The organism is Kitasatospora sp. NPDC034035 (assembly GCF_055575755.1).
This window is the reverse complement of sequence record NZ_JBVISA010000047.1, coordinates 15949-38571: the sequence shown is the minus strand read 5'-3', so window position 1 is coordinate 38571 and position 22623 is coordinate 15949. Positions and strand designations below refer to the sequence as shown.

Sequence of the window (22623 nt, the reverse complement as noted above, 5' to 3'; positions counted from 1 at the left end):
CAGCACGGAAATGGTCATCAGGGTGACGGTCATAGACCGCCGTCGGGAGAAGCCAGGAGGGGGATATGTCAGTAGGTGGCAGTGAAGATGCCATGGGTGAAGATGACCTTGCGGAAGGTCAAGTTCCCATCACTGCGCTGCAGGAACACTTCAGCGTTTCGTTCACGCGGATGATCGCCTATGCAGCCGGATGCTCCATCAAGCCTCACGAGACTGACTACGAGGGCGTCGACATCACTATCGTCTCGTCGCAAGAGTACCGTGGTTTCTATGGCCCTCAATTCGAGCTTCAGCTGAAGTGCACCTACCAAGAAAGTCTACTTAAAGACGACAGTATGACTTGGCGGATGAAGGCAAAGCCATTCCGCAAGCTGACCCGAGGTAAGCGATACATTCCGGCGTACCTCGGCGTCCTCCTGATACCGCGTGATCCCGAGCCGTGGCTTAGCGTAGAGGAATGGGGGCTGTTCACGCGCAGCCGAATGTTCTGGGAGTCGGCTGAAAACCTCAGACACGACGGCCCAATCAAGGACTACCACACGGTTCATCTGCCCCGTCGGAATCTGTTCACGGGTGAGCAGCTTCGGGGCATCATGAAGTCCATCGGCGATGCAGAGGAGGGGCAGAGGTGAGTCGGGCGACATTTGACACGTACCGGGAGGTGGCCTCCGCGCTTACTCCGGCAGCAGTATCCCAGTTTCTCGCTTCGCAGGACTGGGAACTGGAGCAGCGTCAGACGAAAGTCCGTGAAGTCTGGCGTTACCGATCAGCTGGTCCACTTCTGATGGCGCCGCGTGTCATGATCCCCTTGGCCACAGACTTTGCCGACTTCACGCCACGCTTCATTGATGCGCTGGAATCGCTGGGTCACATCCATGATTGGGATGCCGGACAACTTCTTGAGCATGTCCTAGCCACGCGTGCAGATCTTTTCTTTGTTCGCCTTGACCAGCGCATGACCGATGGCACGATCCCCTTCAAGCAGGCCGAAAGGACACTTCGGGGGATTCACAAGATGATGAAGGCTTCGGCCACGTCAGCCGCAGACCCGAATCACCCGCACAAAGGGCGCCGACCGCCGGCGGTGGGGGAGTTTCTAGATCGGGCTGTTCGGCTCGGTCACACCAAGCAGGGCAGTTTTGTGTTTACGGTTGTGGCGCGTCTGGGGGACGCCGAGGAATCGACGATCACGTTCCCACGTCGAGTTATGGAGACCCTGGCGAGAGGTCTAGAAGCCACGAGACTATTGGCACAAACTGGGAGGCATCACTCCCTTGCCGCTGCAAGCGAATCGGGCCTTAGTGTGGACTTGGTCGAGTCGCTCGAAGACTTGTCGGCGCCGCAATATCTCAATTCGCTGGACTTGTCATTTGAGTGGGCGGCTGCGGAACGAAAGCCGGATGTCGGACTGGCGACAATTGTGTTCGGTCGGGACCTTATTGGCGAGTTTCCGCATATCCGAGAGAGGCTTATTCAGAGGGATGACCCTGCCCGGCGAGAAACGCTCGTCGGACTTGTTAAGTCACTGGCGCGGGACGACTCCATGCCTAGCGGTGACGAGGCGGCGATCGTCACTGTTGAGGCGGAGGTGGACGGGAAGTCCCTGCGTGTTCAGGTTCCTCTAAGGGGAGAAGATCACGGCTGGGCCATCATGTCGTACGAGCGCAAAATCCCGTTTACAGTGACGGGGGACTTGATTTACGAGCGCCGTGCGTGGCGCCTGATAGGAAATATCGTGGTCGACTCGAGTTTCCTGCGTCACATTTCAGGATCTTCGGCTCCGGATCTCGGAGAAGCCTAGGAACTCGCGTGTGCCTTGTCCCAACTGTTCCCGATAGACGCACCGACCGCGCCGGCGCTCCTTGCCGCTGGCTGCCACACCCTTGAATCTCCGGGGGTGGCAGCCAGCGACGTGGGCTATCTGCGTTGGCCGCCTGGGCCCGTGCTAGGCGAGCGGGAGCATCCCCTCGCCGACGGGCAGTTCCACCTCTCTGCGAGGCAGCGGCACGCGGGCACCGTGCTCAACTGGGCGGACCAGCCGGTGAGCACGCATGGACTCCAGGACTTCGTTGCGCCTTGCCCGCGGCCGGCACCAGCGCTCGAGCCACCAGTCGGCGACCTTGGCATCAGCCTCGGGCAGTTCTGGATCCAGCAGGTACTGCGGTTCTCCGTCGACACCTAGTGAGTAGTCACGGAGGTTCTTGACCAGTGGAACACCGTAGAGGATGCGCTCCCGGCCGTGCCGGAGGAGTTCGTTGGCGGGCCATCCGAGTGCCGCGAGCCCCAGCCGGACCTTGCGCAGTCGAGGGCTGACTCCTTCGCCGAAGAGGCTGTTCACGCGGACGAGCGAGCCACGCAGCGCCGGCAGCCGGGTGAGGGCGTCGACGGTCTCCTCGGAGAAGTGGGACGTTCCGAACGAGCGTGAACGGCCAAGTTCGTAGAAGCCCATCCGGGTAGCGCTGTCGCCCCCCATAACCTCGGCCGGCCAGAACAGCCGGTTGTACTGGCTTGACCCAGTGCCGTAGAGAGAGGTGGTTCCGACGAAGGAAAGACGCGCCTCGCGCATGATGGGACGGCCGGCCATCGCGGATGCGATCTCACTCGGACGCGTGTACTTCTCGCGGTAGGCCGCGAGCACAGGCGGGGAGACGGCCAACGCCCCTACGAGCTTGCCAGCGGCGAGGGCACTGTACGGCGCTACGGCACCACAGACCGTGAGATCGGCGATCACAGTGCCGACACGCTCTCCTCGTGCGCGGCGGACGACACGACGCATCTGTGTGCGGGCCTTGGGATCCGAGAAGGCCTTGGTGAGCCCTTCGGCGGTTGGCGGAGACAGATACGCTCCGAGGAGCGTGCTGATTTCGAGCGCATCAGCGAGGGCTGCCGAGCGCTTGCTTCGAAACAGGTCAGACTTGGCCCTCTCTACCCAGGCATCGCGTCCGATGTTGCGGACCTCACGGATCGTGCTGGTCTGGTGATGCCTCTGGCGATGTCGCTCAGCGTCATCCCGCAGTCGTGCAATGGACTCGGGCGCGGAAGATACCAGGTCAGTCGGTTGGAGGACGCCGTCACACAGGAGGTCGTCGAGGTAGATCTCAGTGCGCTGGGCCTCGATCCTTTGCGCTAGCCATTCAGCACCATCGTCGGTGGGCTTAAGACGCAGGTGCTCAAGGAACTGATCGGTTTCCCAGCCCATCCAGCGGTCGCGCTCGGCAATCTGGACAATCGGGCTGGAGATCGCTGCCAGACCGATCACGGTATGAAACTCGGTGGCGGCGTCCCTGATCAAGATTGGCATCGAGCGGCCAGGGACGGTGGCGTAGGCGTTGGACCACGTGTGCCGGAAGTAGCGCCAGATGTCATGGAGCTTGAATCCGGTCCGTTCGCACGTCGAGGAATCCACGATCTGGACGTAGGGCTTGATGGCGTCGGCGGCAGCGGTTGCGTCCTGAAGGGCGTCCGCCAATTCACGGCCATCTCGCATGAGGTTGAAAACGGAGATCAGTCGGCCGCCGTGCTCGTGGGCGCGCTCCATACCCTCGACGAATCGTCGAACGCTACTCCTCGAGAGTTGCTCGTCTCGACGGAGGAGCTCCTGGCGCCGGATCCGAGCCTTCTCCGCCCCGCGGTCGCCGTGCGCCGACGGGGGAGCAAAGACGGCATTGGACCTGTCCGCTTTGACGGTCCAGCCCTGGTCGACGAGGTCGATGACGCAGTGAGCGGCAGCGGCGAGCATGGGCTGCTCGTAGAGCTTGGTGATCTTGGCGGCGCGGAGCCACCGCTCGTGATCACCCAGGTCCTTGCCGTCGGCCGCGGCGGTCTCCAGCAGGGCGCAGAGGCGGGCGAACCCTTGGCGTTCCTGGCGAGAGGCGTCCGTCGGCAGACCCAGGGGGAGGAGCGCGGCCTTCTCTTTCATGACTTCTGGAGCATCCGTCCGTAGGTCCTGCTCCAAAGTTGCAGGAGAGTGTCGCAGTTCTGTCCATCGCGGCCCAGCAGCGTGGTGGTGCGAGCCAGGGACAAGAGGAAGAGCTCGAGGGCGACGCGCAGTTCCCCCGCCGCCTCTTCGCTCAGTGTCTGCAGCGGGTGGTACAGCGCCGCAAAGGCCGGGTGATCAACGTTCAGTGTAACGTCGAGCGTGCGCCGCTTCAGGGCCGAGGTGAACATGGTCCCGACCGGAAGCTGCTGTGATCCGATCCTGTAGGTCAGAGCGCCCGTACCCTTCCCCGTCCTTCGGATCACGGGCAGGTCGAGATCGGCGGCCTCGGCAATCCGGCACGACGTCTCCGTGGCCGCTCGAAACTTGACCTCCTCGAAGGCCTGACGTGCGCGAGAGTTCAAGAGCCGGGCGATCGACTCGAGCTCCGGCCCGAGTGCCTCCTCGAGCCTTGGGGAGGGCCGCACGCCCTGCTTGTTGATGGTGATGCCGAAGTGTTCATCGAGCTCAGGGTCGAACTCGATCTCGCAGCGCCACCAGTCGTCATAGTTCTCCTTCCGCTTCCCACCCATGAGAAGCCAGCCGCTTGCGATCTCGCGGCCGGCACGGAGAATCGAGACACCAGCGCCGCCTACGATGCCGACACGTCGCTTGGTCATGTTGTCGAGGTGGTGCCAGTGATCAACGGGGAGCATGGCGAAGCGAACGGTGACGAAGGCCGTCTCGCCTGAAGATGAGGCGAGTTCGTAGCGGAGCGGCTCGAAGGCCAGGCGTGCGCTGTGACCCTCGATAGTGGTTGCGAGGAGCATGGGGTCGACCGGCTCGACTTGCTTCCCGTTGATACTCAGGGTGACATTGCGGTTGCTAAGGAACCTTCGATACATGCGGCCCAGGTCGCGGCGCAGAGCGCGCTCGAGCCAAGCGAGGCGCTTGTACTCGATTCGGTCACAGTTCTGCCAGACTACGAGGCAGCCCGACCCCGTGGTGTCACCGTCCCGTCGGCGAGCACGGAGGTCGACCGGAGCGCCTTCGACGATTGCATCAACATCCAAGCAGACCTGGTGGGCAGCTTTGCCGCCTTGCCAGGAGGTCACCTCGACCCTCCGAGCCTGGCTAAGGGACGCAGCAGGCAGGCCCATTCCGAACCTGCCGAACGACCTCCGCTCGTCGAAGCGCGATGAACCGCCGAACCGTAGGCACGCCTCGAGTTCTGGGCGCGACATGCCCACCCCGTTGTCCTCGACGCGGATCTCTGGGAATCCGCCGGCCGCAGGACGCGTAAGCGTGATCGAAATCACCGTGGCCGCAGCCTGCAGGGAGTTGTCGACGAGTTCCGCGAGGGCCGTCGAGAGGCTGACGTAGCCCGACTCTCGGACTGCACGGATGAAGTTGCAGGAGACCAGGAGGTCGTCCTTGCGGTGGGTCTGCTGGGCCATGGCTCTCCCGATGACGTGCTCGAAGTCCTGCGTCGAGAGTAGCTGCATCGATGCCGTCTGGGAAGTTGATCGTTTCGATGCGGCGGAGGTCATCCAGGCAGGGCTGAGATCGTCGCCGTGATCCGCTTCGTCTTTGCGGGCTCGGTGAGATCCAGGCCCGATCCGTCGTCCATGAGGAGCCGAACGGTGGGGCGGGCGGCCCCAGCCACCAGCCGAAATGGTTCCGCGGCCGGGTGGAGAACAACACGACCAGTCCGCTGAAGGTCGAACGTGATGAGGTGGTCAGCAGTGGTGACGTTGATGGTTCGCTCGACGATCTCGGCGGCTGTCACAACTTCACCCGCGAGTGCGTCTGGCGGCGGTGAAACGGACTTCAACGAGTTGATGCCGAGCACCTGCAGCGCTGTGATTGTCCGCCCCTTGAGGTGCGCCAAGAGGGGGTTGATCTCCGCTGCGGACTGGATGGTAGCCATGTGAGCATCATGGCTGAAGTCGGGGCAGGTGTGTACGACGTCCTGTGGCAATTGGTGAAGATTCGGGCTCGCTGCTTGCGTGTGCAGGGTGCGGTCGGTGAAGCGCCCGCTTCCAGCAGCCGCCGTCAGTCTCAGGAGGGGAGAGGAGCAGCGGGGCAGGCGGGGTCGGCGCCGACGCTGGGCAGAGCCTAGTGCCGCGGGCTTCGAGGTCGCGGCTGGCGTAGTAGGCCAGAGACTGGACGTCGTGGGCCCATTGCTTCGGGCTGGTCATCCGTGGCGGGTGTTCTTGGGCAGTCGGCCCCGGTAATCGCAACCCGGGCACTCGTCTTCTCCTTGGATGTGGCCCTCCTCCCCGCCGTGTACCGCAGCGTGCAGGATTGCCTGCTGGACGCTGGCCTGCCCGCTCTCCACGGAGGCGAGCGCGTTGCCCACGATCACCCGTAGGACAGCCGAGTCGGGTGAGGGGAACGGCGGGCTGGGCACGGCTCGGTCACGGTACGAGCCTACGCGCCGTCAGCGAGCGGGCTCAGCTTGACGAGGGATGCTGGACGCTCGTGTGGAGGTCGCTGCGGAAGCCTCGCCCGAGGGGCTTGAAGGCGCGGATCGTTGAGGGGTGCCACCGGGGCCGGTCCGGCACGCTGGTGTCGTCGGGTGCGGGCATGCTGCCCCGGGACCTGCGGCTGCGGACGGCGCCGATGCTGCTGCCGAGGTAGGTGGCGACCTCCTCGTACCCCCAGAGCTGCTGGTCGTCGGCCATGGTCGTCTCCTCGTCGTTCCTGCTGATGAGCGTACGCAATCCTGGGCACCTCCTGGGCCTGGGCGCATGGCGAAGCCGCCCCTGCCAGCGGGCACGGGGCGGCCTGGTGGTCTTGGTGATCAGGAGCGCGCGAGGCGGTTGGCGTACTTGATCGCGGCGGTGGCCACCTTGAGGGCGGCGCAGAGGCTGGTGACTTCGGCGAGGGTGGGGCGCACCAGGCGCGGCCAGTCGTCGGGAGCGGCGGGCCAGGTGGCCAGGAGGACCTCGGTGGTGGCCAGGCCGAGGCGGGCGGTGACGTCCATTCCGCTGTGGGAGGCGGGCTCCCAGATGAGCAGGATCTGGCCGAGGTCGAGCGGTGCGGAGTCGGCGGGCAGCCAGCGGACGTCCAGCGGGCCGTCGGGGCGGATGGTGACGCGCTGGACGAGCGCGCCGCGGATGCCGGGCGGCATCGGCCGCAGGGCCAGGTCGGTCAGGGCGGTGTCGTTGGCGGCAAGGTGGTCGGCGATGGTGGCCTCCGGGCTTTGGTTCGCGAGCGTTGGTGGGGTGGGTCAGCCCCAGGTGAGGGCGTCGCGGACGGCGGTCGGGAGGTAGCCCTCCTGGCCGTCGTCGGCGATGAAGGCGACGCCGTCCTTCACGACGATGTCGGCGCCGAGGTAGTGCGTGAAGGGCCAGTCGGGGTTGATCGCGAGGCGGATCGGCAGGGCGGGGTCGATGTTCTGGAGCTGGCGGAGAAGGTGGCCGACGGTCAAGTACTGGGGCACGGGAGCCTCCTGGTAGGCGGGGTCGGAGCGGGAGTTACTCGGCGTCGAGGCGGAGCAGGTCGCGCAGGACCTTGGGGCCGCCGGGCGTCGGCTTCGGGTGGGTGGCGAGGTGTCGCTTGCGTTCCTCGTTGACGTAGCCCTTGCCGGAGCATTCGAACTCCCACTTGCCGCAGGAGCAGGTGGCCTTGGTGTAGGCCCGGCCGGGGCAGTCGGGGTGGGTGGGCTTGCCGGTGACGGTGTGCTTGTGGTCCTTCGGGCAGATGCTGTGGTCGGCGTGGTGGTTGACCAGGGGGGCCTTGTGGGTCATGGGGTTTCCCTTCGCGGTGGTAGCAGCCTCGTGGCGGACGGCTTGTGAAGTGGTGGGCAGATCAGGTGGCCAGGCCGAACGCCGGGTTGGAGTCCGTGCCCTTCGCCGAGTGGGCGAGGGCGGCGTCGACGAGTTCGACACCAGCACTAATCTGGGCTGTGCAGCCGGGCCGATGGGAGGCGAGCCAGGCCGCGACGGCCGAGACGCAGGCATCGGTGTCCTCGGCGTGGGTGAGGCCGCCGGTGCTGAGGTAGATCTCCAGCGGCTCGTCGTCGATGTCGTCCTCGCTGCTTCGGTAGAAGCAGGCGACCCAGGCGCTGTGGAACTCGGCGGGGCGGGCGATCTGGGCGTCGTCGTCGGTGATGAGGATTTCGCCGTCGGGCAGTTCGAGCCACAGGGCGAAGTAGCCGCCACCAGTGTGTATCGGCTGGAAGGGCAGATCCCGTGCCTGGAGGCTCTGGTAGAGGAGGCGCCCGGCGATCGGGGACTCGCCCTCGGGCAGGTCGTCGGCGAGCGCGGATTCGATGCTGCGGGACATGGTGGTAGCTCCTTCGGTCAGTCAGGGCTGTTTGGGGTTAGTGGGTGGTGCGGTGTCAGCTCGTGAGCGCGGCCAGGAATGCGGCGACGGCCTCGGAGGGGGCGTCGATGCTGAACTCCTGGGTCCAGGGCTGGCCTTCGCGCGGTGTGACCTTGAGCCGCCACACGATCCCGCGCGCCCAGGCGCCGGGGTCCTCGGGGAGCCAGGCGAGGTAGAGGCGTGTGTCCGGGCTGGTGGCGTGGAAGTTGGCTTCGGGAGTGCTGACCACGGTCCAGCCCAGGGCGTCGAGCAGGAGCAGGACGTGCTCGGCGCAGTGGTCGCCAGCGAGGCGGTCGTGGTCCTGCGAGGTGGGGTGGAGGAGGGTGGCAGAGGCGGTCACGGTTGGACGATCCCTTCGTTGACCTGCGGTTTTTCCCGACACCCGTACGTTGGCATGCGGCATGCCGAAGTGCGTAGTCGATTCCCGGTAGTGGGGCGTCTGCCGTGGGCGAACTGCCGGAGGCATGGCGCCGCAGACTCACGCGGGAATGAAGCCGCCCCCTCCGGTGTCGTAAGTGGGTTGCGGTGAAAGGCCGCAGCGGGACGAAGGGGGAGCACCATGACCGAGCACCGCAGCAGACACCGGGACGGGGCGACGCTGGAGCGCAAGATCCGGTCGGCCGGACGGCCCTGGACGGTGGGTGACATCGCGATGGTCGACGACGGCCAGTGGGCCGTGCGCACGCGCGGGGAGCGGTCAGCGCCGGACGCGGTCCTTCGGGAGCGCGCCGCAGACGGTGGCCGGACTGAGCTGACGCTGGACGAGTTGGCCCGTGCGGTCGGCTCCTCGTGGCGAGGCGCCGACCGCGAGCAGCGCGAAGACTGACCCGCTATCGCCTGGGCCCGGCCACGGCCGCAGCAGGCCCGCCAGCGGCCGACGGCGCCAGCTCGCCGGGCGGTTGGCCAAGGGGGCGCGGGGCGTGCGCCGACCGGGCGACAGCGGCCTGCGCAAGGCGTACCGCCGGCGCCGGCTCTGCGGCTGTGGCGGCCTTGCGGGCCTCGATCACATGGCTGATGGCCTGCAGCGCGGTACGGCTCTCGGCGTGTGCGACCCGAAGACCGGTCGCGCAGTCGGTGATCCGCTCCAGGTCGTAGAAGGCCGGGGTGTGCCCTGGCCGGGTGAGCGCGTGCAGGCGGTCCTGGTGGACCGCGATGGAGTTGCTCCACACGACCAGGGACGAGCGGATGTGCATCGCCGAGCGCAGGAGCGGGTCGTCCACTGGGCGGCGGGGGGCGAGGGCTTCCAACTCCTCGATGGGGCGGCCCCAGGCTGCGGCGATCAGCGCGTCGGCCTGTTCCAGGGGCGGGGTGCCGGAGTCGGGCATGGTGGGTCCTTAGGCAGAGAAGGGTCAGCGCCGGGGTGCGGTAGAGGACCGAGGAGCGGCAGCAGGGACGGCGGAAGCGGAAGCGGCATCGGTACGGCAGTGGGGGAGGACTGTGGAACGCGCGTGGAAGGCGACGATGCGCGGGTCCGGCGGCGACAAGGCCCCCGCGTAGCGGTCTGCGGCTTTGAGTACGAGGTCCGCCTGGCGCTGCAGCGGGAGGGCGTCGACGGCGGCAAGGTAGGCCGGCATGGACGGGGAGAACAGGCCGGCAGGCGGTAGCCCGGCCGCTTCCGCGACCAGACGGGCGGCCTCGGCCTCGACAAGCGGTCCGAAGGACTCGTCGAGCCCCTCTAGCTCGCACATGAACTCGCCACCGCCGCAGAGGGCTTCGGAGAACACCAGCTCATCGTCGAAACGGTGGACGAGGACATCCAGCAGCGCGAGAGTCGCATTGCTGAGCCGGGCCATGACTTCTGTGTCGGTGTTCCAGGACGAGTCCAGGGTGGGCGGAGTGACAGCCTGCTGGCTCTGGACAGGGTCGAGCGCGTTCACGGTTCTCCTCCGAACATGACGGGATCAGCGGCTGCGGAGCTGGGCCGGGACCTTGGGCAGCGAGTGCTGGCGCTGGGTCGGCGCGGCGGCGTGCCGCGCGGCGGCGGGGCGTGCGAGGGGGGAGCGGGCGCGGGCGGCGTGGGCGCGGCGGACATCGAGCGGCGTCGGCGCGGGCGGTTTGACCAGTGTTGCCGTGGCCTGCGGTGGCAGGAGGCGCAGATCGTCGCTGTAGCGGACGACGGGGGCCGGGTCGGTGAGCGCCCAGTTCATCGCCGTCACCAGTGCCGGCGGGGTGTGGGAGGAGGCGGTGGCGTACCACTGGCGGTCAGGCGGTCCGGCCAGGGTGAGCCAGCGTTCTCGGTTGCCAGCCATCTCGGCAGCGTTGTCGAGGTGGTTGCGGCGCAGGTGGACCTCGGCCAGGCCGTCGGGAGATTCGAAGATGACGTCGGCCGCGGTGAAGCGGTGGCTCCAGCCTGCCGCTACGAGAGGGGTGCCGACGTTGAGCTCCGCCAAGTCACGGCCGCGAGCGGCGAGGTAGGAGTCGGGGCCTTCGGCGTATGCCGCCGCGAGCGCGGTGGTGAACCCGGCGACGATCTCAGTGGGAGTGCTGTCCTGGTAGGTGACCAGCCACCGGGGTGCGGCGAAGGCATGGGCGTGAGCGGTGATCTGCCACAGTGCGTCGTCCTCGCCTTCGGGCAGATAGCCCAGGCGGAGCTTGTGGTCGGGTGAGTTGACGTAGACGTTGCCCAGGTCGTCGTGGTTCATGTTCCAGTCGGCGTCGAGCAGGGGGCGAATGGCCGGGTCGCCGGTGTATGTCGATCCGGCCAGGTAGCGCGGGCTGACGTGGTAGTCGCGCCACCGCTCGTCGTTCGGGTCGTACGGCACGGCTCCTCCAATCGGGGTGCGGGTCACAGGTGGCGGGTTGCGGCCTTGGCAGAGCCGGCGGCCGTCGGCGCTGCGGTCGGAGCAGGGCCGGGCTGGCGGGGCTGGGCGGTACGGGAGAGAGCGGCCGTCCGGCGTGGCGCGACCGGCGGAGGCGCGGGCCGCATCCGAACATAGGAGAGGTTGCGCTCGGGGACCGCCGAGAGTGCCCGGGTGACCGAGGTGGTGCTGCTGAACGCCACCACGGCCTCGCGTACCAGGTAGAGCGGGGTGTAGCCGGTGAAGTCGGCGTGCCAGCGCTCGCCGGCCTCGCTCTCCACGCAAGCGGACATCGTCCACTGCGCCGGGCCCTGCTCCAGCAGTTCGGCCGCCTCGTCGAGGTGGAACTTGCGCATCCGGAAGTAGGCGTGGCCCTGCGGAGAGCGCTGGTACAGGTACTGCTGTGCCTCGTTGTCGGTGATCCAGTCGCGGTTGGCGAGAGCGCCGGTTGGGCTCGGCGGTTGGAACTTGGGCCCGCCGTCGAGGTAGTCGCGGTGGTTGCTGCGCAGGCCGTCGACGAGGGTGGTGGTGAAAGCGGAGGTGATCTCGGCAGGGGTGTCTCGGGTGAAGGATGCGGCCCAGATTGGGGGGCCGAGGGGTTCGCGGTGGGCGAGGACTTTCCAGCCGCCGTACCGGCTGCCGGGCACGTGCGCGATGTGCACGCTCTGGCACGGACTGACGTAGTGGGTACCGGTGTTGGTGACGGCCTTGCCCCAGCCATGGGCGGATTCGAGAGGGCCGGTGATCAGCTCGGGGTTGCCGTGGCCGGCGAGGTAGACGGGGCGGACCAGCATCTTCGGGTCGGATCGGTTGGCGGTCATGGCGTGGGTGCTCCTAGACGAGGGAGGTGGGCCGCGCGCCTGCGGGCGATGGCGCAGGCGCCGGGGCGGGCGCGCGGCGGGGGCGAGTCTGCCGTTGGTCATCGCTGACGGCCCGGGGACGAGAGCGCGGTGACGGCTGCCGGCACCTTCGGCTGCGGTGCCGGTGCGTGGCTGAACAGCCCGCTTGACGGTGCGGCGGTGCGGCGCAGGGCAGCAGCTGTGCGAGCAACTCCGGTCGTGTTTTCGGGGCCGGGGCGGACGCGGACTGCCACGGCTGCGGCTGGGGGAGGCGGCGTGCTCAGCGATTGGCCCCAGCGCTCGACGGTTCGAGGATCGGGAGCGCGGCCAGTCCGGCCTCGGTGAGCGTGTACGGGTCGCCGCGGCGCGGCCCGGTGCGCGTGACCAGCTCGTCTCGCTGAAGCCGATTCAGGCGAAACTGGATCGACCCGGCATCCAAGCCCGATGCCTCGGCTGCGTGCGTGAGCCGCAGGGAGCCGTGGGCATCGAGCGCCTGGAATACGGCCGCGGTCTTGCGGGGGGCCAGGCGCCGCAGCGCGTCTTCCACGCGTTCGGCCCCGGCGACCTGGCCGAGACGGGGAAGGTGGGCCTGGGACCAGTCGGCGAGGGAACGATGGACGGGGGTGAGGGCCCGACCGGCTTCGCTGAGCTGGTAGGGCGCTCGCATCGCGTTCGCGCGGGTGGGGAGTCCGCGGGACTCCATCTCAGCCAGGCGCTTGGACAGGGGCGTGTCGTGGACGAAGGGCAGACTGGCGGTGATCTCGCCGACGCGCATCGGGCCGTGCTGGGCGAGGGTCTGCACCACCCAGGTGGTCCGCTTCGGTGCGATGACCCGAAGGGCCTCCTCGGCGCGCGCCTCGTTGAGCGTGCTGGCCGTGCGGTCGGGTGCGGTGGGGGCGGGCATGGCTGAACTCCATTGGACGGGTGGATGGTTCTGGCGATCACTGGCAGCGGCGTACGGCGTGGTTCGGTGTGGCTCGCTCCTCGCGCAGCCGCCGCAGAACCACGCCGAGTCGCCGGTTGCTGACCTGGATGCCCCGGGTGCGAAGGCCCTCGCGAAGGCGGTCGCGGGTGAGGTACCGCAGGCCGGCGGCGATCTCGCGGGCGGCGGGCATCAGGGGCTCGACGTCGAGCACCGCGTGGCCTGGTGGCGTCGCTGCGGAGCGGCGGGCGGCGGGCTGATCCAGCAGAAGCCGGACGTCGAGGAGCTCCCAGATGACCTCGGCCTCCGCCTGCTTCTGCCGGTCAAGGTCGAGGACCTCGGTGGCATAGAGCAGCAGGAGCTCGCCGTCGCCCGCCGGGCACTGCCCCTCGGCCTCCAGACGGCGCCGGGCGTCGCGCTCCTGCTCCTCGGTGACGGCAAGTGCGGTCAGGCGCCGCAGGACGATCGGAAGGACAGGATCGCTCGGCGCGCGTCGAGCGGCACTCAGCTGGAGTTCAGCCACGGTGCGGCCGTACCGGTGCTCGACCAGCTTGCGGGTGTAGATCTCGGTGGACACGGTGCTACCTCTTCTGGGGATTCAGCGGGAGCGGGCGGGCTTGGGAGAGATGGGGCCGGTGGCAGGGCCGGCAGCTGCTGCGGCCACGGTGGCCGATGCGTGGCGGCTGCGGCTGAGCGCGGCAGCGGCCAGAGTCGTGCCATCGGCGCTGGCGTGCAGCACATCGGCGCCGCGAGGCGTGAGGAACAGCAACTGCCCCTCGTACATGGTGGTATTGGTGTCGAGGCCGAGGAGACCCTCGGCCTGCATCCAGTCGGCCGTCACGGGCGAGATGAACACGTAGTCGCCGGTGCCGTCGGAGAAGTACCGGTCGGCCGGGTGCAGCGCGCTCTGATGCAAACGCAGACTGCCCTGTCCGGCAGCGAGCAGGACCTTCAGCTGCTGCTTCTGCGAGGGCGCCCGAGCCGCGCTGGACTGCCTCGCGCCATCCTGCTGGCTGGCCAATGCCTGTTTGCGCGTGGCCGTCGGTGCGTTGACGGGGGCGGGCCGGCACCCCGCGTAGGAGTGGACAGCGCGGGTGAGGTGCTCGAATGCTTGCCCACGCCTGGCGGCGAGGACTTCGATCTCTCCGCCGGTGGACCGCAGCACCCCGCTCGAGTCCCGCAGGTCGCCGCCGGGGTCACGGACGAGCCGTTCGAGAGTCTTGATCGCAGTCTCGGCCCGCTCCACCAGGGCGGAGTGCAGCCGGTCGGCGTCCCGGCTCGAGTCAGCTACCAAGGTCGCCAGCATGCTCAGCGGGCTGCGGGATGAGTGAAGGGTGACCAAGGACTCGGGATCTTCGACACCGAGGACCTCGTAGACCAGGTGGGCGCCGGGCTGCTTGGTGGCGTCGTGCGGGTTCACTCCCCGGCCTCCATCCGGGCCAGCAGGGTACGCACCAGGGTGGGCAGGCTGTCGGAGCCGGCGGTGGTCCACGGGTAGTTGCTCGCCTCGCCCTCCACGTATTGCGCGTCGTCCAGCAGGCCGTCGCAGATCTCGGCGACGGCCTCCGCGATGCGCGAGTCCGCGAGCAGGGCCAGCGATAGCAGCTCGACGTACTGCCCGGCGCTGAGCTCGGCGGCCTGGGCGGCCGTGCGGATAGCGTCCAACTCCGCCGCGCTGAAGGGGAAGCCCAGTTCTTCCGTGCCCTGGAGGGGCGGGGCCGCAGGCTCGGCATCGGAGATGCCGGCCTTCGTGCAGATTTGGTCGACGGCGGTGGTGAGTTCGGCGAGGGACTCGGTCAGCCAGCCGAGCGCTGCGGCGACGGACGCGACGGTGAACAGGCCGGCGGGCGTGGCCGGCAGCGGCCGGGAGACGAGGGCCTCGAAGCGCTCGTTCAGCTCGGTGATCACCCCGGGACCTGCGGACAGCGCGCCCAGGACCGGATGCAGGTAGGAGCGGGACGCGGGCGTGGGGTACTCGGCGTCGAGGATCGCGGAGATGCTCCGCGCGCTCTCGGTGAGCAGGGCGGCGAGTTCGGCGCGCGAGGTGGGGGCGTGCTCGGGGATCACGACAGGACCCTTCGGATGGTCGGGGCGGTGGCGGCCGGCGGTGCGGCAGCCGGGATCGGAGGCGTGCTGTCCTGGCCGAGAGGCGAGCGGGCCAGGGCAGCCTGGGCGCGCAGGTCGGCGGCAGTACGAGGTGCGCGGTTGGTCCGCTGCTGGGCGGTGCGGTAGACGGCGTAGTCCGCGCGAGGCCCGGCGGCGACGAGGAACACCTCGCGCCGGTGCTTGGAGTTGGCCGGAGCGTCGCGGAACTGCACCACCAGCCGGTGGGTGGCCCAGGTCCCGCCGACGCCGAGAACGACCTTGTGGAAGCCTTCCAGGCGGCCGTCCAGACGCGTGGCGACGCGCTCGCCGTGGACGAGGTCCTGCAGGTGCAGCAGGGCCTGGTCGCGGATGCCGTCGGGCAGTTCGCGAAGGTCGGCGATGGCGTCGGGGTGAGCGGCGAACGCGAACTTTGCGCTGGTCACAGCATCCTCCCGTGGGTGGGCTGCTGGTTGGCGGGTGTGGGCTTGGTGGCGCTGTCCTGCGGCCCGGTCTTCGGGCTCAGCGGGGCGCCAGCGGAGCGGGAGCGGGCCGCGCGGCCACGACGTTCCGCTGCCGCCGGGGGCTCGGGCAGTGGGCCGGGTCGCTCGTACAGCCAGGCACGGGCCGACCGCACGTCAGCGAACGCGCCCTCGCGCACGGTGTAGGTGCCAGCACCGAGGTCGGCCTCTTCGAGGAAGACCCGCACGGGCCGCTCAGTGGCGTGCGAGTCGCGGACCAGGGTCCACGACTCGCAGGGCTCGGAGTCCCAGGTGTGCGTGTCGAGGATCTGGTAGCGCCCGCCGGATTCCCGTACCTGCTGCTCGGCCTGGGCGGTCAGCTCGTCGGCGGGCTGGAGGAAGTCGTCGCCCTGAACGAGCTTGTCCGGCGGACAGCCACGCTCCACCAGCCAGTTCTGGGCGAACGCTGCCTGAGCGTGGCGGGCCGCTTCGAAGGTGAACGTCCGGTCGGCGAGGTTGCGGGCGATCTTGATGGCGACGAGCTGCGGCTCGCCGGGGACACCCCAGGTCGCCGAGACGTCGTGCGCGAGCAGGTAGCTGTGCGATCCGTTGGGGCTGGTGTGGTGCTCGGAGATGAGCGCCAAGTCGCCTTGGAAGAGGGCGCGCTCGGCTGCGCGGGAGGCGTTGTCGGCGGGGACGAAGTCGTCGTCGAGGCGGAAATCGGCGGTGATCACGCGGTCAGCTCCAGCAGCTCAGGTGCCGGGGTGGCCAGCAGTCGATGGTTGGGCCGGTTCGCCGAGGTGGTGCATGCGGCGAACGGCCCGTCGGGCGCGCGCAGATGGACCAGGGCCTGGTCGAGGTGGTCGCGGTGCCAGGTGCTCGGTCCGGACAGACCGGCCTCGACATCGGTCAGCTGCTGCCACGCCAGCCACAGGCCGTGCATCCGGGCGACCGCCTCGGGGTGCTGCTCCCACTGGGAGCACCAGGGGCGGGTGGTGCTGATCTCCCGGCCGTAGACGGGCAGGAAGAGGTGGTTCACCCAGTCGCGCAGCGCGGCGATCTCGGCGTCGTACTCCGCGCCGCCCAGGGCGAGGATGAACACGGAGGTCGGACCGGCATCCTCCTCGGCGCCTCCGTCGGGGAAGGCGGCAGGCTGGGGCCCGGAGGTGGCGTCGTCCTCGGAGCTGAGTCGGTCGAGGAGGACGCCGTGCTGGCGGACCTCGGCCATGGTCTTGGCGAGGGTGGTGGCGAGGTCGTCGAGGTTGTCGTCGGGGACGCGGAAGGACTCTTCGGGGGTGGCCTGGGCGGGGTCAGGCATAGCGGAGTGCTCCTGGTTCTGTGGGAGGGCGGCATGGGGAAGAGGATCTGGGGATTCGACGATTTGGCGCGGCCGGGAATGTGCGCTAGAAGCGACCAACAGCACGGGAGTTGGCCCCTGTGGCTGTCGGGTCTCATCGCGCCGGGGTGAGGTCGGCGGCCAGGCTCAGGCCCACGGCGACGGCCTCATCGAGGCTGTTGGCGAGAGGGTGGCCGGCAGCGGCGAGCTTGGTGGGGTGGTGCAGGCCGCCGGTGTGGAGCACCGCGAGAGCACCGTTGGCGTGAGCGGCGTCCGCGTCGTCGATCGCGTCGCCGACCAGCAGCACGCGCTCGGGCTTGGCGGCCAGGCCGAGGGCGTCGAGGTGGGCGGCCAGCGCTGCGGCCTTGGTGCCGCCGGAGGGGCCGGTGCGGCCGTCGATCCGGGTGAAGTAGCCGCCGATACCGGCCTGTTCGACCTCGCGCAGCAGGGTCTCGTGCGGGCACAGCGAGAGCAGCGACTGGGTGTGGCCGGCCTCGCGCAACGCGGTCAGCAGTTCCTCGGCGCCCTCGCGCAGCCGCACCAACTGCGCGCTCCGGGGACGCCGCCGACGTGCTGCACGCCGAGTCGACGACGATCGCCCAGCCCTCGCTCCGGCTCCAGGCCGCCCGTGCCCGGAGCACCGTCGCCACAGGCACCATGACCGCACCAGCTCCCGACTCCCACCCCGCCCAGGCATCGGCCACGGCAGCAACGCCCGGTCGGAGTCGGTGAAATGGGGACTGCCCAGAGCGCTCCGCTGATCGGGAGTCTCTGCTCGGGGTATGGCGGCCTGGACCTCGGGGTCCAGGCCGCCCTCGGCGGAACCCTGGCCTGGCACGCCGAGACCAGCCCTGATGCCGCCCGCGTGCTGGCCCGGCACTGGCCGGGCGTCCCGAATCTGGGGGACATCTCGGCCGTCAACTGGGCTGATGTGCCCGGGGTTTGTGTCCTGACGGCCGGTTTCCCCTGTCAAAGACGTCTCGGTCGCCGGCCGCCGGGCCGGACTCAACGAGAACACCCGCTCAGGGCTGTGGCTGCACGTCGCCCGTGCCGTCGAAGCCCTCCGACCCTGCCTGGTGGTCATCGAGAATGTGCGCGGACTCCCCACTTCCCCCGCCGGTGCCCCTGGCGACGTGGAACCCTGCCCGTGGTGTCTGGGAGACGAGCCAACCCAGCCTCCTCTGCGGGCACTTGGCGCCGTACTCGGCAGCCTGGCCGATCTTCGGTACGACGCTCGGTGGGTCGTGCTTCGTGCCTCCGACATCGGAGCCCCACATCGCCGTGAACGGGCGTTCCTCGCCGCCTGGCCGGCCGGGGACTCTGCTCAAGACCCCGACGAGCAACATCGGGAAGAACGGCGGCACCCAGCACCCCGGGCGAGCTGGTGGCTGACCTCTCCCAGCGCGGCCGAAGCGCGGCCGGCGGGTCCGATCGCGGACGCGAACGCCGTGATGACGCGCGCCGCACCGGACGCGGTATCGGCGGCGTCGGTCCGGAAGAGGACCTCGTCGGCCAACTCGGTCCTCAGCGTGTTGAGTTCACTAATCTGGTGGGCAACAAGGAGGGGCTCGGGCGAGCGGTGCCGGTCGCCGACGACCGGCAGCTTGCCGCGCTGGGCATCGAAAGCGGAAGCGAGGGCGCGCAGGGCGAGCGCGTCGGAGATGTTGGTCATGAGAGGTTCCTGGTGGGTGGGGTTAAGGCGGGGGAGGCGGGGAGGAGAGCGTGCTCTTCGAGGGAGCCAGATGGCCTGGTTCTGGGCGTCCTCGTTCATGTGTGACTCCGGGCGGGGGCACGGGCGTCGGGCCGGCGGGTGGCGGATTCTGGGGTGGCCGGTGGTCGGGCTGGGTGCCGTGGCTGGCTGCGGGCCAGAGCGGCGCCGACCCGCGCGGAGGACGAAACGGCCGTCTGCGGCGTGGTGGCCGAAGGCGGTGGGAAGCTGTTGGCGCTCTGCCAGCGCGTCCTGGCCTCGTCCAGCGGGCCGAGGGCGTGCAGTGCGTGGCCGATGAGCCGTCCGGGGGCGAGGGCCTCGTCCTGCGCCAGCGCGCGGATGGCGCGGGCGGAGGCGGCAGCGGTCCGTGTGAGGGAGGAGCGCATGATCTGTTCGCCGAGCCACTCGGCGCTGCCCGCGCCGACGCCGTCGCAGATCCCGGTGAGCCGTTCGGCGGACAGCGTGCCGTCGGTCAGCAGCCCTCGCCGCTGGGCCTCCCACAGCAGGGTTATCTGGTCGATCGGCTCGCCGCGGTGGTGCAGCGCTCCCAGGCACCGGTAGAGCTGGCCGTGAGCGGCGTCGGCGAAGTCTGCCGGCCGCAGCCAGCCGACAACCTCCTCCACCGCGCCGGGCCGGTCGGCCAGGAGCGCCAGCAGGAACCGCTCGTCCTCGGCCACCTGCTCGGCTCGGCCCGGCGCAGGCTCTGCCGATGGCTGGGCAGAAGGCGCGGCGGGCGCGGCCGGGCGCGGTTCGGAGCCCCAGCGGCGGGCGAGGTCGCCGAGCACCCCGGTCAGGACGTCCGCCTGGTGCAGCGCTCCCTCGACCTCACCCCGCAGCGCGTCGGCACGGGCGGCCTGGTGCAGGCGGATCGCGTGCTCTTCGACGCTTCGGTGGATCGCGCCCTCCAGCACCATCCGCCCGTAGACCGGAGCATGGCCGGGGCGCGGACACGCCGCGATCAGCGTGTGGGCGTAGGCCGCCGTGAGCCCCCGGACGTGGCAGCCGGCCTCGGCAACCGAGTCCGTCACCCACGACAGCGGCGTCTTCCCACTCGCCGTGAGCGCATCGTGGCCATCGGCCCGGAGCTCGCGCATCGCGGCGAACAAGGCCGTGTGGACCGGCCGGTAGAAGTGATCGGGCGCCAGCCAGTCGAGACCGGAGAGCTGGCCCGGGTCGAGGAGCAGGGCGCCGAGAAGCGCCTGCTCGGCGCGCAGCAGCGGATTCATCGCCCGCCGCCCCGGCGAGAAGCGCCCGAGGCGCGCTGTTGGGCGCAAAGCTTCGCGACGGCTTGGTTGGCGGCGGCCATCGCGGCGGCGAGACGGTCCAGATCCCCGGTGAACGTCGGGTCGGTGCTGAGGATCGAGCCGGCACCGCTGACCAGCCACCACTGGCCACCCCGGCGTACGACCGGGGAGCCGACGAGACGCTCGGAACGCGGCACGGGGGAAGACGAGTTGGCAGGCAAGGGGAACTCCTGGGGATAAGGGGGAGGCGAGTCAGGCCGCGAGATTGAGAGCGGCCTGGACGGGGGCGCCGGAGCGGCACGACCAGGGCGAGCAGCCGTCCGGCTCTTCGAGTTCGAGTTCGGCGTCGGCGATGGCGTCGAAGATGTCGCCCTGGCGGCCGAGCCCCTCGTGGGCGGTGACCCGGGGAGCTAGAGACGGCGCTGCGCCCAGGGCCGACTTGTTGTCAGTGCGCAGGTGCAAGATCAGGGCGTCCGGCACCGCCCAACAATCAGAGGAAACCGGCCATGCCGATTACCAACGACCAGGTCGCCCAGCGTCACTTCTTGCGCGCCTTGTACGCGGATGCGTACTACCCTGACGCCGTCGTCGACCGAGGCCGCGACATTCTGCTGCGGCTGTGTGAGCGGATCGAGGCCGAGCGGCCGTCCGACCTCGCCTCCCTCTACGTCCTCACCGCCGCCACAGAGGAGTTCAATGCTCTGCAGGAGGCGTTCGAGGCTGCGGATAGTGAGATCGAGACGGTCGCGCGTGAGGAGATCGCCGAGGATTTCGCCTTCGTCGCCGACGCGTACGGGTTCCAGGAAGCGGACGTGGAGGAGTTGATTGCCGAACGCGACTGGTGATGGCGTCCACCTTCGACGTCCTTGCTCACACGGCGCAGTCGGAACTGGCTTCGACATCAGCCCGCAGACACCCGCGTGGCAGTCATAGCTTCTGCCGGTGTCGGCGAAGATCGCCGCGTCCTGTCTGGGCAGGTGGCCCTCGGCGGCCATGAGTAGCAGAGACTTCGACTGGACCCCGGCGCCGAGCGACAACACCTTCAGGGTCGGGGCGCTCATGCCGACAGCCCGAAGTCGTCGCGGGACAGGGACTTGGCGATGGCGCGCTCGGTGATGGCCTTCGTGGCGCGGGCGGAGGCCGGGCCGATCTCCTTGGCGGAGGGCTCCTTGTACCAGGGCTTGAGGTCGAGCATCGCCGCTCGGATGCCGGTGGCGAAGAGCAGGGCCTTGCCCTTGGGTAGCGCGCGGATGGCGTCCGGGGGAAGGATTCGCTCGGTGCGCATGCTCACGGAGGTGGACTTGCCGCCGTCGCTGGTGGAGACGGAGGTGGTCTGGATGTCGTGGTCGCCGATCAGGCGCGAGAGGCGGTCGGCGAAGTCGCTGTCGTCGATGCCACTACCGATGATCTTGATGGTCGCGGCGCTCCACAGGGAGTCCATGCCGGCCTCGCCCCAGCATTTCTGGCCCTGCCGGTAGGACTGCAGGATGGTCATCGGGATGACGCCGCGCGAGCCCAAGTGCGAGTACAGGTCGGGGAGATCGCTGATCCGGCAGACGTTGGCGGCCTCGTCGAGGACGCACAGTGCGGGCGGGTCGAGCCGTCCGCCGGAGCGTTCGGCGACGATCACGGCCGCACGCATCACCGCGTCGGCCGCCGCCGCGATGATCGCCCCGGCGTTGCCGCCGCCGTCCTTGCTGAGCAGGTACAGCGTGTCGCGCGATGTCGCGAGGTCGGCGGGCTTGAACTCGGGCAGGCCCTCGGTGGGGGTGACCCAGGCGGCGATCTCCGGATCCAGCAGGCAGCTCGCGTACTGCCGCGCGGTCTCGTAGATGCCGTCCCGGGTCTCCGTCGCCCCACTTACGGTGCCCTGGAGCTGGGCTGCGACGGCGTGGTGGCCGGCATCGGTGAGCAGGTCCACCGGGGTCCGGTCCGCCGGAGAGGCCAGCCAGGACAGGACGTCGGTGATCGGGCGCCGGAACGAGGCGGCGGCCAGGAAGAGCGCGCCGAGGGTGTTGCTCGCGGCGGTTGACCAGAAGTCGCTGCCGTTGGACTCGTCCACGCTCGCGGCGACGAAGTGCCCGGCCAGGCGCTTGGCGCCGGCCAGATCACGGGCGTCGGCCAGGATGTCCCACCACATCTCGCGCGGGTGGTGGGCGATCTGCTGCGGGTCGAGCGTCCAGATCGTGCCGACCTTCGAGCGCGCGTCGACCGTCGCAGTGAACGCGTCGTTCGCCGCCTTGTTGCTGGTCAGCAGCACAGGGCCCGGCGCCGCCAGGATCGCGGGGATCGCCAGGCCGGAGGTCTTGCCCGAGCGCGGCGCCATGATCGCGACGAACACGTCCTCCCAGGAGCCGCGAACTTCCGCGCGGCCGGGCGAGAGGGTACCGACGAGGACGCCCCGGTCAGCCGCCGGGATCTCCTTGGGCTTCAGGTCGGACAGGCTCGGCCGCAGGCTCTTCGCCTTGGCGCTGATCTCCCGGTCCAGCAGTGGCGCGAGGTCGGCCTTGCGGGCGAGCCCGTTCTTCGATCCGCCGCGCAGACGGAGCCATGTCACCAGGGCTGTGACGGTCAGGGCGATGGAGAGCGCGCCCGGAATGACCCGTGCGCCGACCAGCAGGGCGGTCGGGCTCAGGTGCGGCCAGAGCTGACCGGGGTGGAGCAGGGCGTCGGTGGCCCTGAACAGCGACCAGGAGCCGCTGCCGACAAGAGTGTTGGTGATGTTGCCGGTCAGCCAGGCGAGGGAGCCGAAGGCGATGGCGGTGCCGAGGACGCCGAAGAGGAGATAGAGGAGCGCGTCGGACCCGGTGGTGGTCGACGGCGCGCTGGTGCGCGGGGTGGGCATGGGAGATCCAGGTGGTGGGCGCGGGCGGGATGGGGCGGGGCTCGCGTCGCTCTTCTGCTGGTCATGGCTGGGCTCCTGTACCGGGCGGCGCGGAGCATGTCGGCGGCGTGGGTGGCGATGGCTGCCTGCTCGTTGAAGAG

General features: G+C 69.2%; 30 protein-coding genes and 2 pseudogenes. 6 read left to right on the top strand and 26 right to left on the bottom strand.

Annotation, left to right across the window (positions count from 1 at the left end; genetic code table 11):
• The first annotated feature begins 65 nt into the window (after positions 1 to 65).
• On the top strand, positions 66 to 632 hold the full coding sequence (locus ACZ52J_RS39110; RefSeq protein ID WP_465625748.1) for a DUF4365 domain-containing protein: 567 nt from the start codon (positions 66 to 68) through the stop codon (positions 630 to 632).
• Entirely contained in the window at positions 629 to 1801 is a 1173-nt protein-coding gene (locus ACZ52J_RS39105) for a hypothetical protein (protein ID WP_465625746.1), read from the top strand. The genes ACZ52J_RS39110 and ACZ52J_RS39105 overlap by 4 nt, the downstream gene beginning before the upstream one ends.
• A gap of 144 nt (positions 1802 to 1945) precedes the next feature.
• On the opposite strand, the gene ACZ52J_RS39100 is transcribed toward ACZ52J_RS39105, so the two are convergent.
• The 9 genes from ACZ52J_RS39100 to ACZ52J_RS39060 all read right to left on the bottom strand — a co-directional run bounded on the left by ACZ52J_RS39100 (position 1946) and on the right by ACZ52J_RS39060 (position 8588).
• Positions 1946 to 3919 carry a Druantia anti-phage system protein DruA gene (locus ACZ52J_RS39100; RefSeq protein ID WP_465625745.1) on the bottom strand — a complete coding sequence of 658 codons (1974 nt, stop codon included), beginning with the start codon at positions 3917 to 3919 and terminating at the stop codon, positions 1946 to 1948.
• The gene (locus tag ACZ52J_RS39095; RefSeq protein ID WP_465625743.1) at positions 3916 to 5466 is read right to left on the bottom strand and encodes an ATP-binding protein; all 1551 of its coding nucleotides are present in this window, start codon (positions 5464 to 5466) and stop codon (positions 3916 to 3918) included. The genes ACZ52J_RS39100 and ACZ52J_RS39095 overlap by 4 nt, the downstream gene beginning before the upstream one ends.
• The gene (locus tag ACZ52J_RS39090) at positions 5463 to 5846 is read right to left on the bottom strand and encodes a hypothetical protein (protein ID WP_465625741.1); all 384 of its coding nucleotides are present in this window, start codon (positions 5844 to 5846) and stop codon (positions 5463 to 5465) included. Before ACZ52J_RS39090 ends, ACZ52J_RS39095 begins: the two co-directional genes overlap by 4 nt.
• Positions 5847 to 6372: 526 nt before the next feature.
• Positions 6373 to 6642 carry a MarR family transcriptional regulator gene (locus ACZ52J_RS39085; RefSeq protein WP_465625739.1) on the bottom strand — a complete coding sequence of 90 codons (270 nt, stop codon included), beginning with the start codon at positions 6640 to 6642 and terminating at the stop codon, positions 6373 to 6375.
• Between the two features lie 80 nt (positions 6643 to 6722).
• Positions 6723 to 7052, bottom strand: coding sequence for an esterase (locus ACZ52J_RS39080; RefSeq protein ID WP_465625737.1), 330 nt, complete (start codon positions 7050 to 7052; stop codon positions 6723 to 6725).
• 99 nt (positions 7053 to 7151) lie between these two features.
• A complete protein-coding gene (locus tag ACZ52J_RS39075) occupies positions 7152 to 7364 on the bottom strand; it encodes a hypothetical protein (protein WP_465625735.1) in 213 nt (70 codons plus the stop codon).
• A gap of 34 nt (positions 7365 to 7398) precedes the next feature.
• Positions 7399 to 7671 carry a hypothetical protein gene (locus tag ACZ52J_RS39070; RefSeq protein WP_465625733.1) on the bottom strand — a complete coding sequence of 91 codons (273 nt, stop codon included), beginning with the start codon at positions 7669 to 7671 and terminating at the stop codon, positions 7399 to 7401.
• Between the two features lie 61 nt (positions 7672 to 7732).
• Positions 7733 to 8209, bottom strand: a complete 477-nt coding sequence (locus ACZ52J_RS39065) for a hypothetical protein (protein WP_465625731.1) — start codon at positions 8207 to 8209, stop codon at positions 7733 to 7735.
• A 55-nt stretch (positions 8210 to 8264) separates the two neighbouring features.
• On the bottom strand, positions 8265 to 8588 hold the full coding sequence (locus ACZ52J_RS39060; RefSeq protein ID WP_465625729.1) for an SPDY domain-containing protein: 324 nt from the start codon (positions 8586 to 8588) through the stop codon (positions 8265 to 8267).
• A gap of 219 nt (positions 8589 to 8807) precedes the next feature.
• On the opposite strand from ACZ52J_RS39060, the gene ACZ52J_RS39055 reads away from it, so the two are divergent.
• Entirely contained in the window at positions 8808 to 9074 is a 267-nt protein-coding gene (locus ACZ52J_RS39055; protein ID WP_465625727.1) for a hypothetical protein, read from the top strand.
• Between the two features lie 4 nt (positions 9075 to 9078).
• Here ACZ52J_RS39055 and ACZ52J_RS39050 read toward each other — a convergent pair whose 3' ends face one another.
• The 12 genes from ACZ52J_RS39050 to ACZ52J_RS38995 all read right to left on the bottom strand — a co-directional run bounded on the left by ACZ52J_RS39050 (position 9079) and on the right by ACZ52J_RS38995 (position 17383).
• Positions 9079 to 9573, bottom strand: coding sequence for a hypothetical protein (locus ACZ52J_RS39050; protein ID WP_465625725.1), 495 nt, complete (start codon positions 9571 to 9573; stop codon positions 9079 to 9081).
• Positions 9574 to 9597: 24 nt separating this feature from the next.
• The gene (locus ACZ52J_RS39045; RefSeq protein ID WP_465625723.1) at positions 9598 to 10125 is read right to left on the bottom strand and encodes a hypothetical protein; all 528 of its coding nucleotides are present in this window, start codon (positions 10123 to 10125) and stop codon (positions 9598 to 9600) included.
• A gap of 24 nt (positions 10126 to 10149) precedes the next feature.
• Positions 10150 to 11010 (bottom strand): SPDY domain-containing protein, encoded by an 861-nt coding sequence (locus ACZ52J_RS39040; protein WP_465625721.1) that lies wholly within the window; start codon positions 11008 to 11010, stop codon positions 10150 to 10152.
• Between the two features lie 23 nt (positions 11011 to 11033).
• Positions 11034 to 11867 (bottom strand): SPDY domain-containing protein, encoded by an 834-nt coding sequence (locus ACZ52J_RS39035; protein ID WP_465625719.1) that lies wholly within the window; start codon positions 11865 to 11867, stop codon positions 11034 to 11036.
• Positions 11868 to 12165: 298 nt separating this feature from the next.
• Positions 12166 to 12789, bottom strand: a complete 624-nt coding sequence (locus tag ACZ52J_RS39030; RefSeq protein ID WP_465625717.1) for a winged helix-turn-helix transcriptional regulator — start codon at positions 12787 to 12789, stop codon at positions 12166 to 12168.
• Positions 12790 to 12826: 37 nt separating this feature from the next.
• Entirely contained in the window at positions 12827 to 13384 is a 558-nt protein-coding gene (locus ACZ52J_RS39025) for a hypothetical protein (protein WP_465625715.1), read from the bottom strand.
• A gap of 21 nt (positions 13385 to 13405) precedes the next feature.
• Positions 13406 to 14227, bottom strand: a complete 822-nt coding sequence (locus ACZ52J_RS39020; RefSeq protein WP_465625713.1) for a hypothetical protein — start codon at positions 14225 to 14227, stop codon at positions 13406 to 13408.
• A complete protein-coding gene (locus ACZ52J_RS39015) occupies positions 14224 to 14874 on the bottom strand; it encodes a hypothetical protein (protein WP_465625711.1) in 651 nt (216 codons plus the stop codon). Before ACZ52J_RS39015 ends, ACZ52J_RS39020 begins: the two co-directional genes overlap by 4 nt.
• Positions 14871 to 15335: a hypothetical protein gene (locus ACZ52J_RS39010; protein WP_465625709.1), complete on the bottom strand. Its 465-nt coding sequence runs from the start codon at positions 15333 to 15335 to the stop codon at positions 14871 to 14873. The genes ACZ52J_RS39015 and ACZ52J_RS39010 overlap by 4 nt, the downstream gene beginning before the upstream one ends.
• Entirely contained in the window at positions 15332 to 16084 is a 753-nt protein-coding gene (locus tag ACZ52J_RS39005; RefSeq protein ID WP_465625707.1) for a glycosyl hydrolase, read from the bottom strand. Before ACZ52J_RS39005 ends, ACZ52J_RS39010 begins: the two co-directional genes overlap by 4 nt.
• A complete protein-coding gene (locus ACZ52J_RS39000; protein ID WP_465625705.1) occupies positions 16081 to 16668 on the bottom strand; it encodes a DUF4913 domain-containing protein in 588 nt (195 codons plus the stop codon). The genes ACZ52J_RS39005 and ACZ52J_RS39000 overlap by 4 nt, the downstream gene beginning before the upstream one ends.
• Before the next feature lie 133 nt (positions 16669 to 16801).
• Entirely contained in the window at positions 16802 to 17383 is a 582-nt protein-coding gene (locus tag ACZ52J_RS38995; protein ID WP_465625703.1) for an HAD family hydrolase, read from the bottom strand.
• A 36-nt stretch (positions 17384 to 17419) separates the two neighbouring features.
• Between ACZ52J_RS38995 and ACZ52J_RS38990 the strand changes: the two are divergent.
• Both ACZ52J_RS38990 and ACZ52J_RS38985 read left to right on the top strand, forming a co-directional pair.
• Positions 17420 to 17599: pseudogene (locus tag ACZ52J_RS38990) on the top strand (DNA cytosine methyltransferase); the annotation flags it as partial.
• A gap of 115 nt (positions 17600 to 17714) precedes the next feature.
• Positions 17715 to 17984 (top strand): annotated as a pseudogene (locus tag ACZ52J_RS38985) (DNA cytosine methyltransferase); the annotation flags it as partial.
• Positions 17985 to 18010: 26 nt separating this feature from the next.
• Here the strand turns inward: ACZ52J_RS38985 and ACZ52J_RS38980 are convergent.
• The 4 genes from ACZ52J_RS38980 to ACZ52J_RS38965 all read right to left on the bottom strand — a co-directional run bounded on the left by ACZ52J_RS38980 (position 18011) and on the right by ACZ52J_RS38965 (position 20118).
• Positions 18011 to 18358 carry a hypothetical protein gene (locus tag ACZ52J_RS38980; RefSeq protein ID WP_465625701.1) on the bottom strand — a complete coding sequence of 116 codons (348 nt, stop codon included), beginning with the start codon at positions 18356 to 18358 and terminating at the stop codon, positions 18011 to 18013.
• Positions 18359 to 18453: 95 nt separating this feature from the next.
• Positions 18454 to 19620: a DnaB-like helicase N-terminal domain-containing protein gene (locus tag ACZ52J_RS38975; protein ID WP_465625699.1), complete on the bottom strand. Its 1167-nt coding sequence runs from the start codon at positions 19618 to 19620 to the stop codon at positions 18454 to 18456.
• Complete coding sequence (locus tag ACZ52J_RS38970) at positions 19617 to 19835, bottom strand: hypothetical protein (RefSeq protein ID WP_465625697.1); 219 nt, start codon at positions 19833 to 19835, stop codon at positions 19617 to 19619. The genes ACZ52J_RS38975 and ACZ52J_RS38970 overlap by 4 nt, the downstream gene beginning before the upstream one ends.
• A 55-nt stretch (positions 19836 to 19890) precedes the next feature.
• Positions 19891 to 20118, bottom strand: a complete 228-nt coding sequence (locus ACZ52J_RS38965) for a hypothetical protein (RefSeq protein WP_465625695.1) — start codon at positions 20116 to 20118, stop codon at positions 19891 to 19893.
• A 26-nt stretch (positions 20119 to 20144) separates the two neighbouring features.
• Between ACZ52J_RS38965 and ACZ52J_RS38960 the strand changes: the two genes are divergently transcribed.
• Positions 20145 to 20483 carry a DUF5713 family protein gene (locus ACZ52J_RS38960; RefSeq protein WP_465625693.1) on the top strand — a complete coding sequence of 113 codons (339 nt, stop codon included), beginning with the start codon at positions 20145 to 20147 and terminating at the stop codon, positions 20481 to 20483.
• Positions 20484 to 20695: 212 nt separating this feature from the next.
• Here the strand turns inward: ACZ52J_RS38960 and ACZ52J_RS38955 are convergent, their stop codons facing one another.
• Positions 20696 to 22483 (bottom strand): type IV secretory system conjugative DNA transfer family protein, encoded by a 1788-nt coding sequence (locus tag ACZ52J_RS38955; RefSeq protein WP_465625691.1) that lies wholly within the window; start codon positions 22481 to 22483, stop codon positions 20696 to 20698.
• Positions 22484 to 22623 lie beyond the last annotated feature (140 nt).

Coding starts and splice junctions, on each gene's coding strand:
- ACZ52J_RS39110 (WP_465625748.1), top strand. CDS start 66: ATGTCAGTAGGTGGCAGTGAAGATGCCATGGGTGAAGATGACCTTGCG.
- ACZ52J_RS39100 (WP_465625745.1), bottom strand. CDS start 3,919: ATGAAAGAGAAGGCCGCGCTCCTCCCCCTGGGTCTGCCGACGGACGCC.
- ACZ52J_RS39095 (WP_465625743.1), bottom strand. CDS start 5,466: ATGACCTCCGCCGCATCGAAACGATCAACTTCCCAGACGGCATCGATG.
- ACZ52J_RS39090 (WP_465625741.1), bottom strand. CDS start 5,846: ATGGCTACCATCCAGTCCGCAGCGGAGATCAACCCCCTCTTGGCGCAC.
- ACZ52J_RS39080 (WP_465625737.1), bottom strand. CDS start 7,052: ATGCCGCCCGGCATCCGCGGCGCGCTCGTCCAGCGCGTCACCATCCGC.
- ACZ52J_RS39070 (WP_465625733.1), bottom strand. CDS start 7,671: ATGACCCACAAGGCCCCCCTGGTCAACCACCACGCCGACCACAGCATC.
- ACZ52J_RS39065 (WP_465625731.1), bottom strand. CDS start 8,209: ATGTCCCGCAGCATCGAATCCGCGCTCGCCGACGACCTGCCCGAGGGC.
- ACZ52J_RS39055 (WP_465625727.1), top strand. CDS start 8,808: ATGACCGAGCACCGCAGCAGACACCGGGACGGGGCGACGCTGGAGCGC.
- ACZ52J_RS39050 (WP_465625725.1), bottom strand. CDS start 9,573: ATGCCCGACTCCGGCACCCCGCCCCTGGAACAGGCCGACGCGCTGATC.
- ACZ52J_RS39035 (WP_465625719.1), bottom strand. CDS start 11,867: ATGACCGCCAACCGATCCGACCCGAAGATGCTGGTCCGCCCCGTCTAC.
- ACZ52J_RS39030 (WP_465625717.1), bottom strand. CDS start 12,789: ATGCCCGCCCCCACCGCACCCGACCGCACGGCCAGCACGCTCAACGAG.
- ACZ52J_RS39000 (WP_465625705.1), bottom strand. CDS start 16,668: ATGCCTGACCCCGCCCAGGCCACCCCCGAAGAGTCCTTCCGCGTCCCC.
- ACZ52J_RS38995 (WP_465625703.1), bottom strand. CDS start 17,383: ATGCCTGGGCGGGGTGGGAGTCGGGAGCTGGTGCGGTCATGGTGCCTG.
- ACZ52J_RS38980 (WP_465625701.1), bottom strand. CDS start 18,358: ATGACCAACATCTCCGACGCGCTCGCCCTGCGCGCCCTCGCTTCCGCT.
- ACZ52J_RS38975 (WP_465625699.1), bottom strand. CDS start 19,620: ATGAATCCGCTGCTGCGCGCCGAGCAGGCGCTTCTCGGCGCCCTGCTC.
- ACZ52J_RS38960 (WP_465625693.1), top strand. CDS start 20,145: ATGCCGATTACCAACGACCAGGTCGCCCAGCGTCACTTCTTGCGCGCC.
- ACZ52J_RS38955 (WP_465625691.1), bottom strand. CDS start 22,483: ATGCCCACCCCGCGCACCAGCGCGCCGTCGACCACCACCGGGTCCGAC.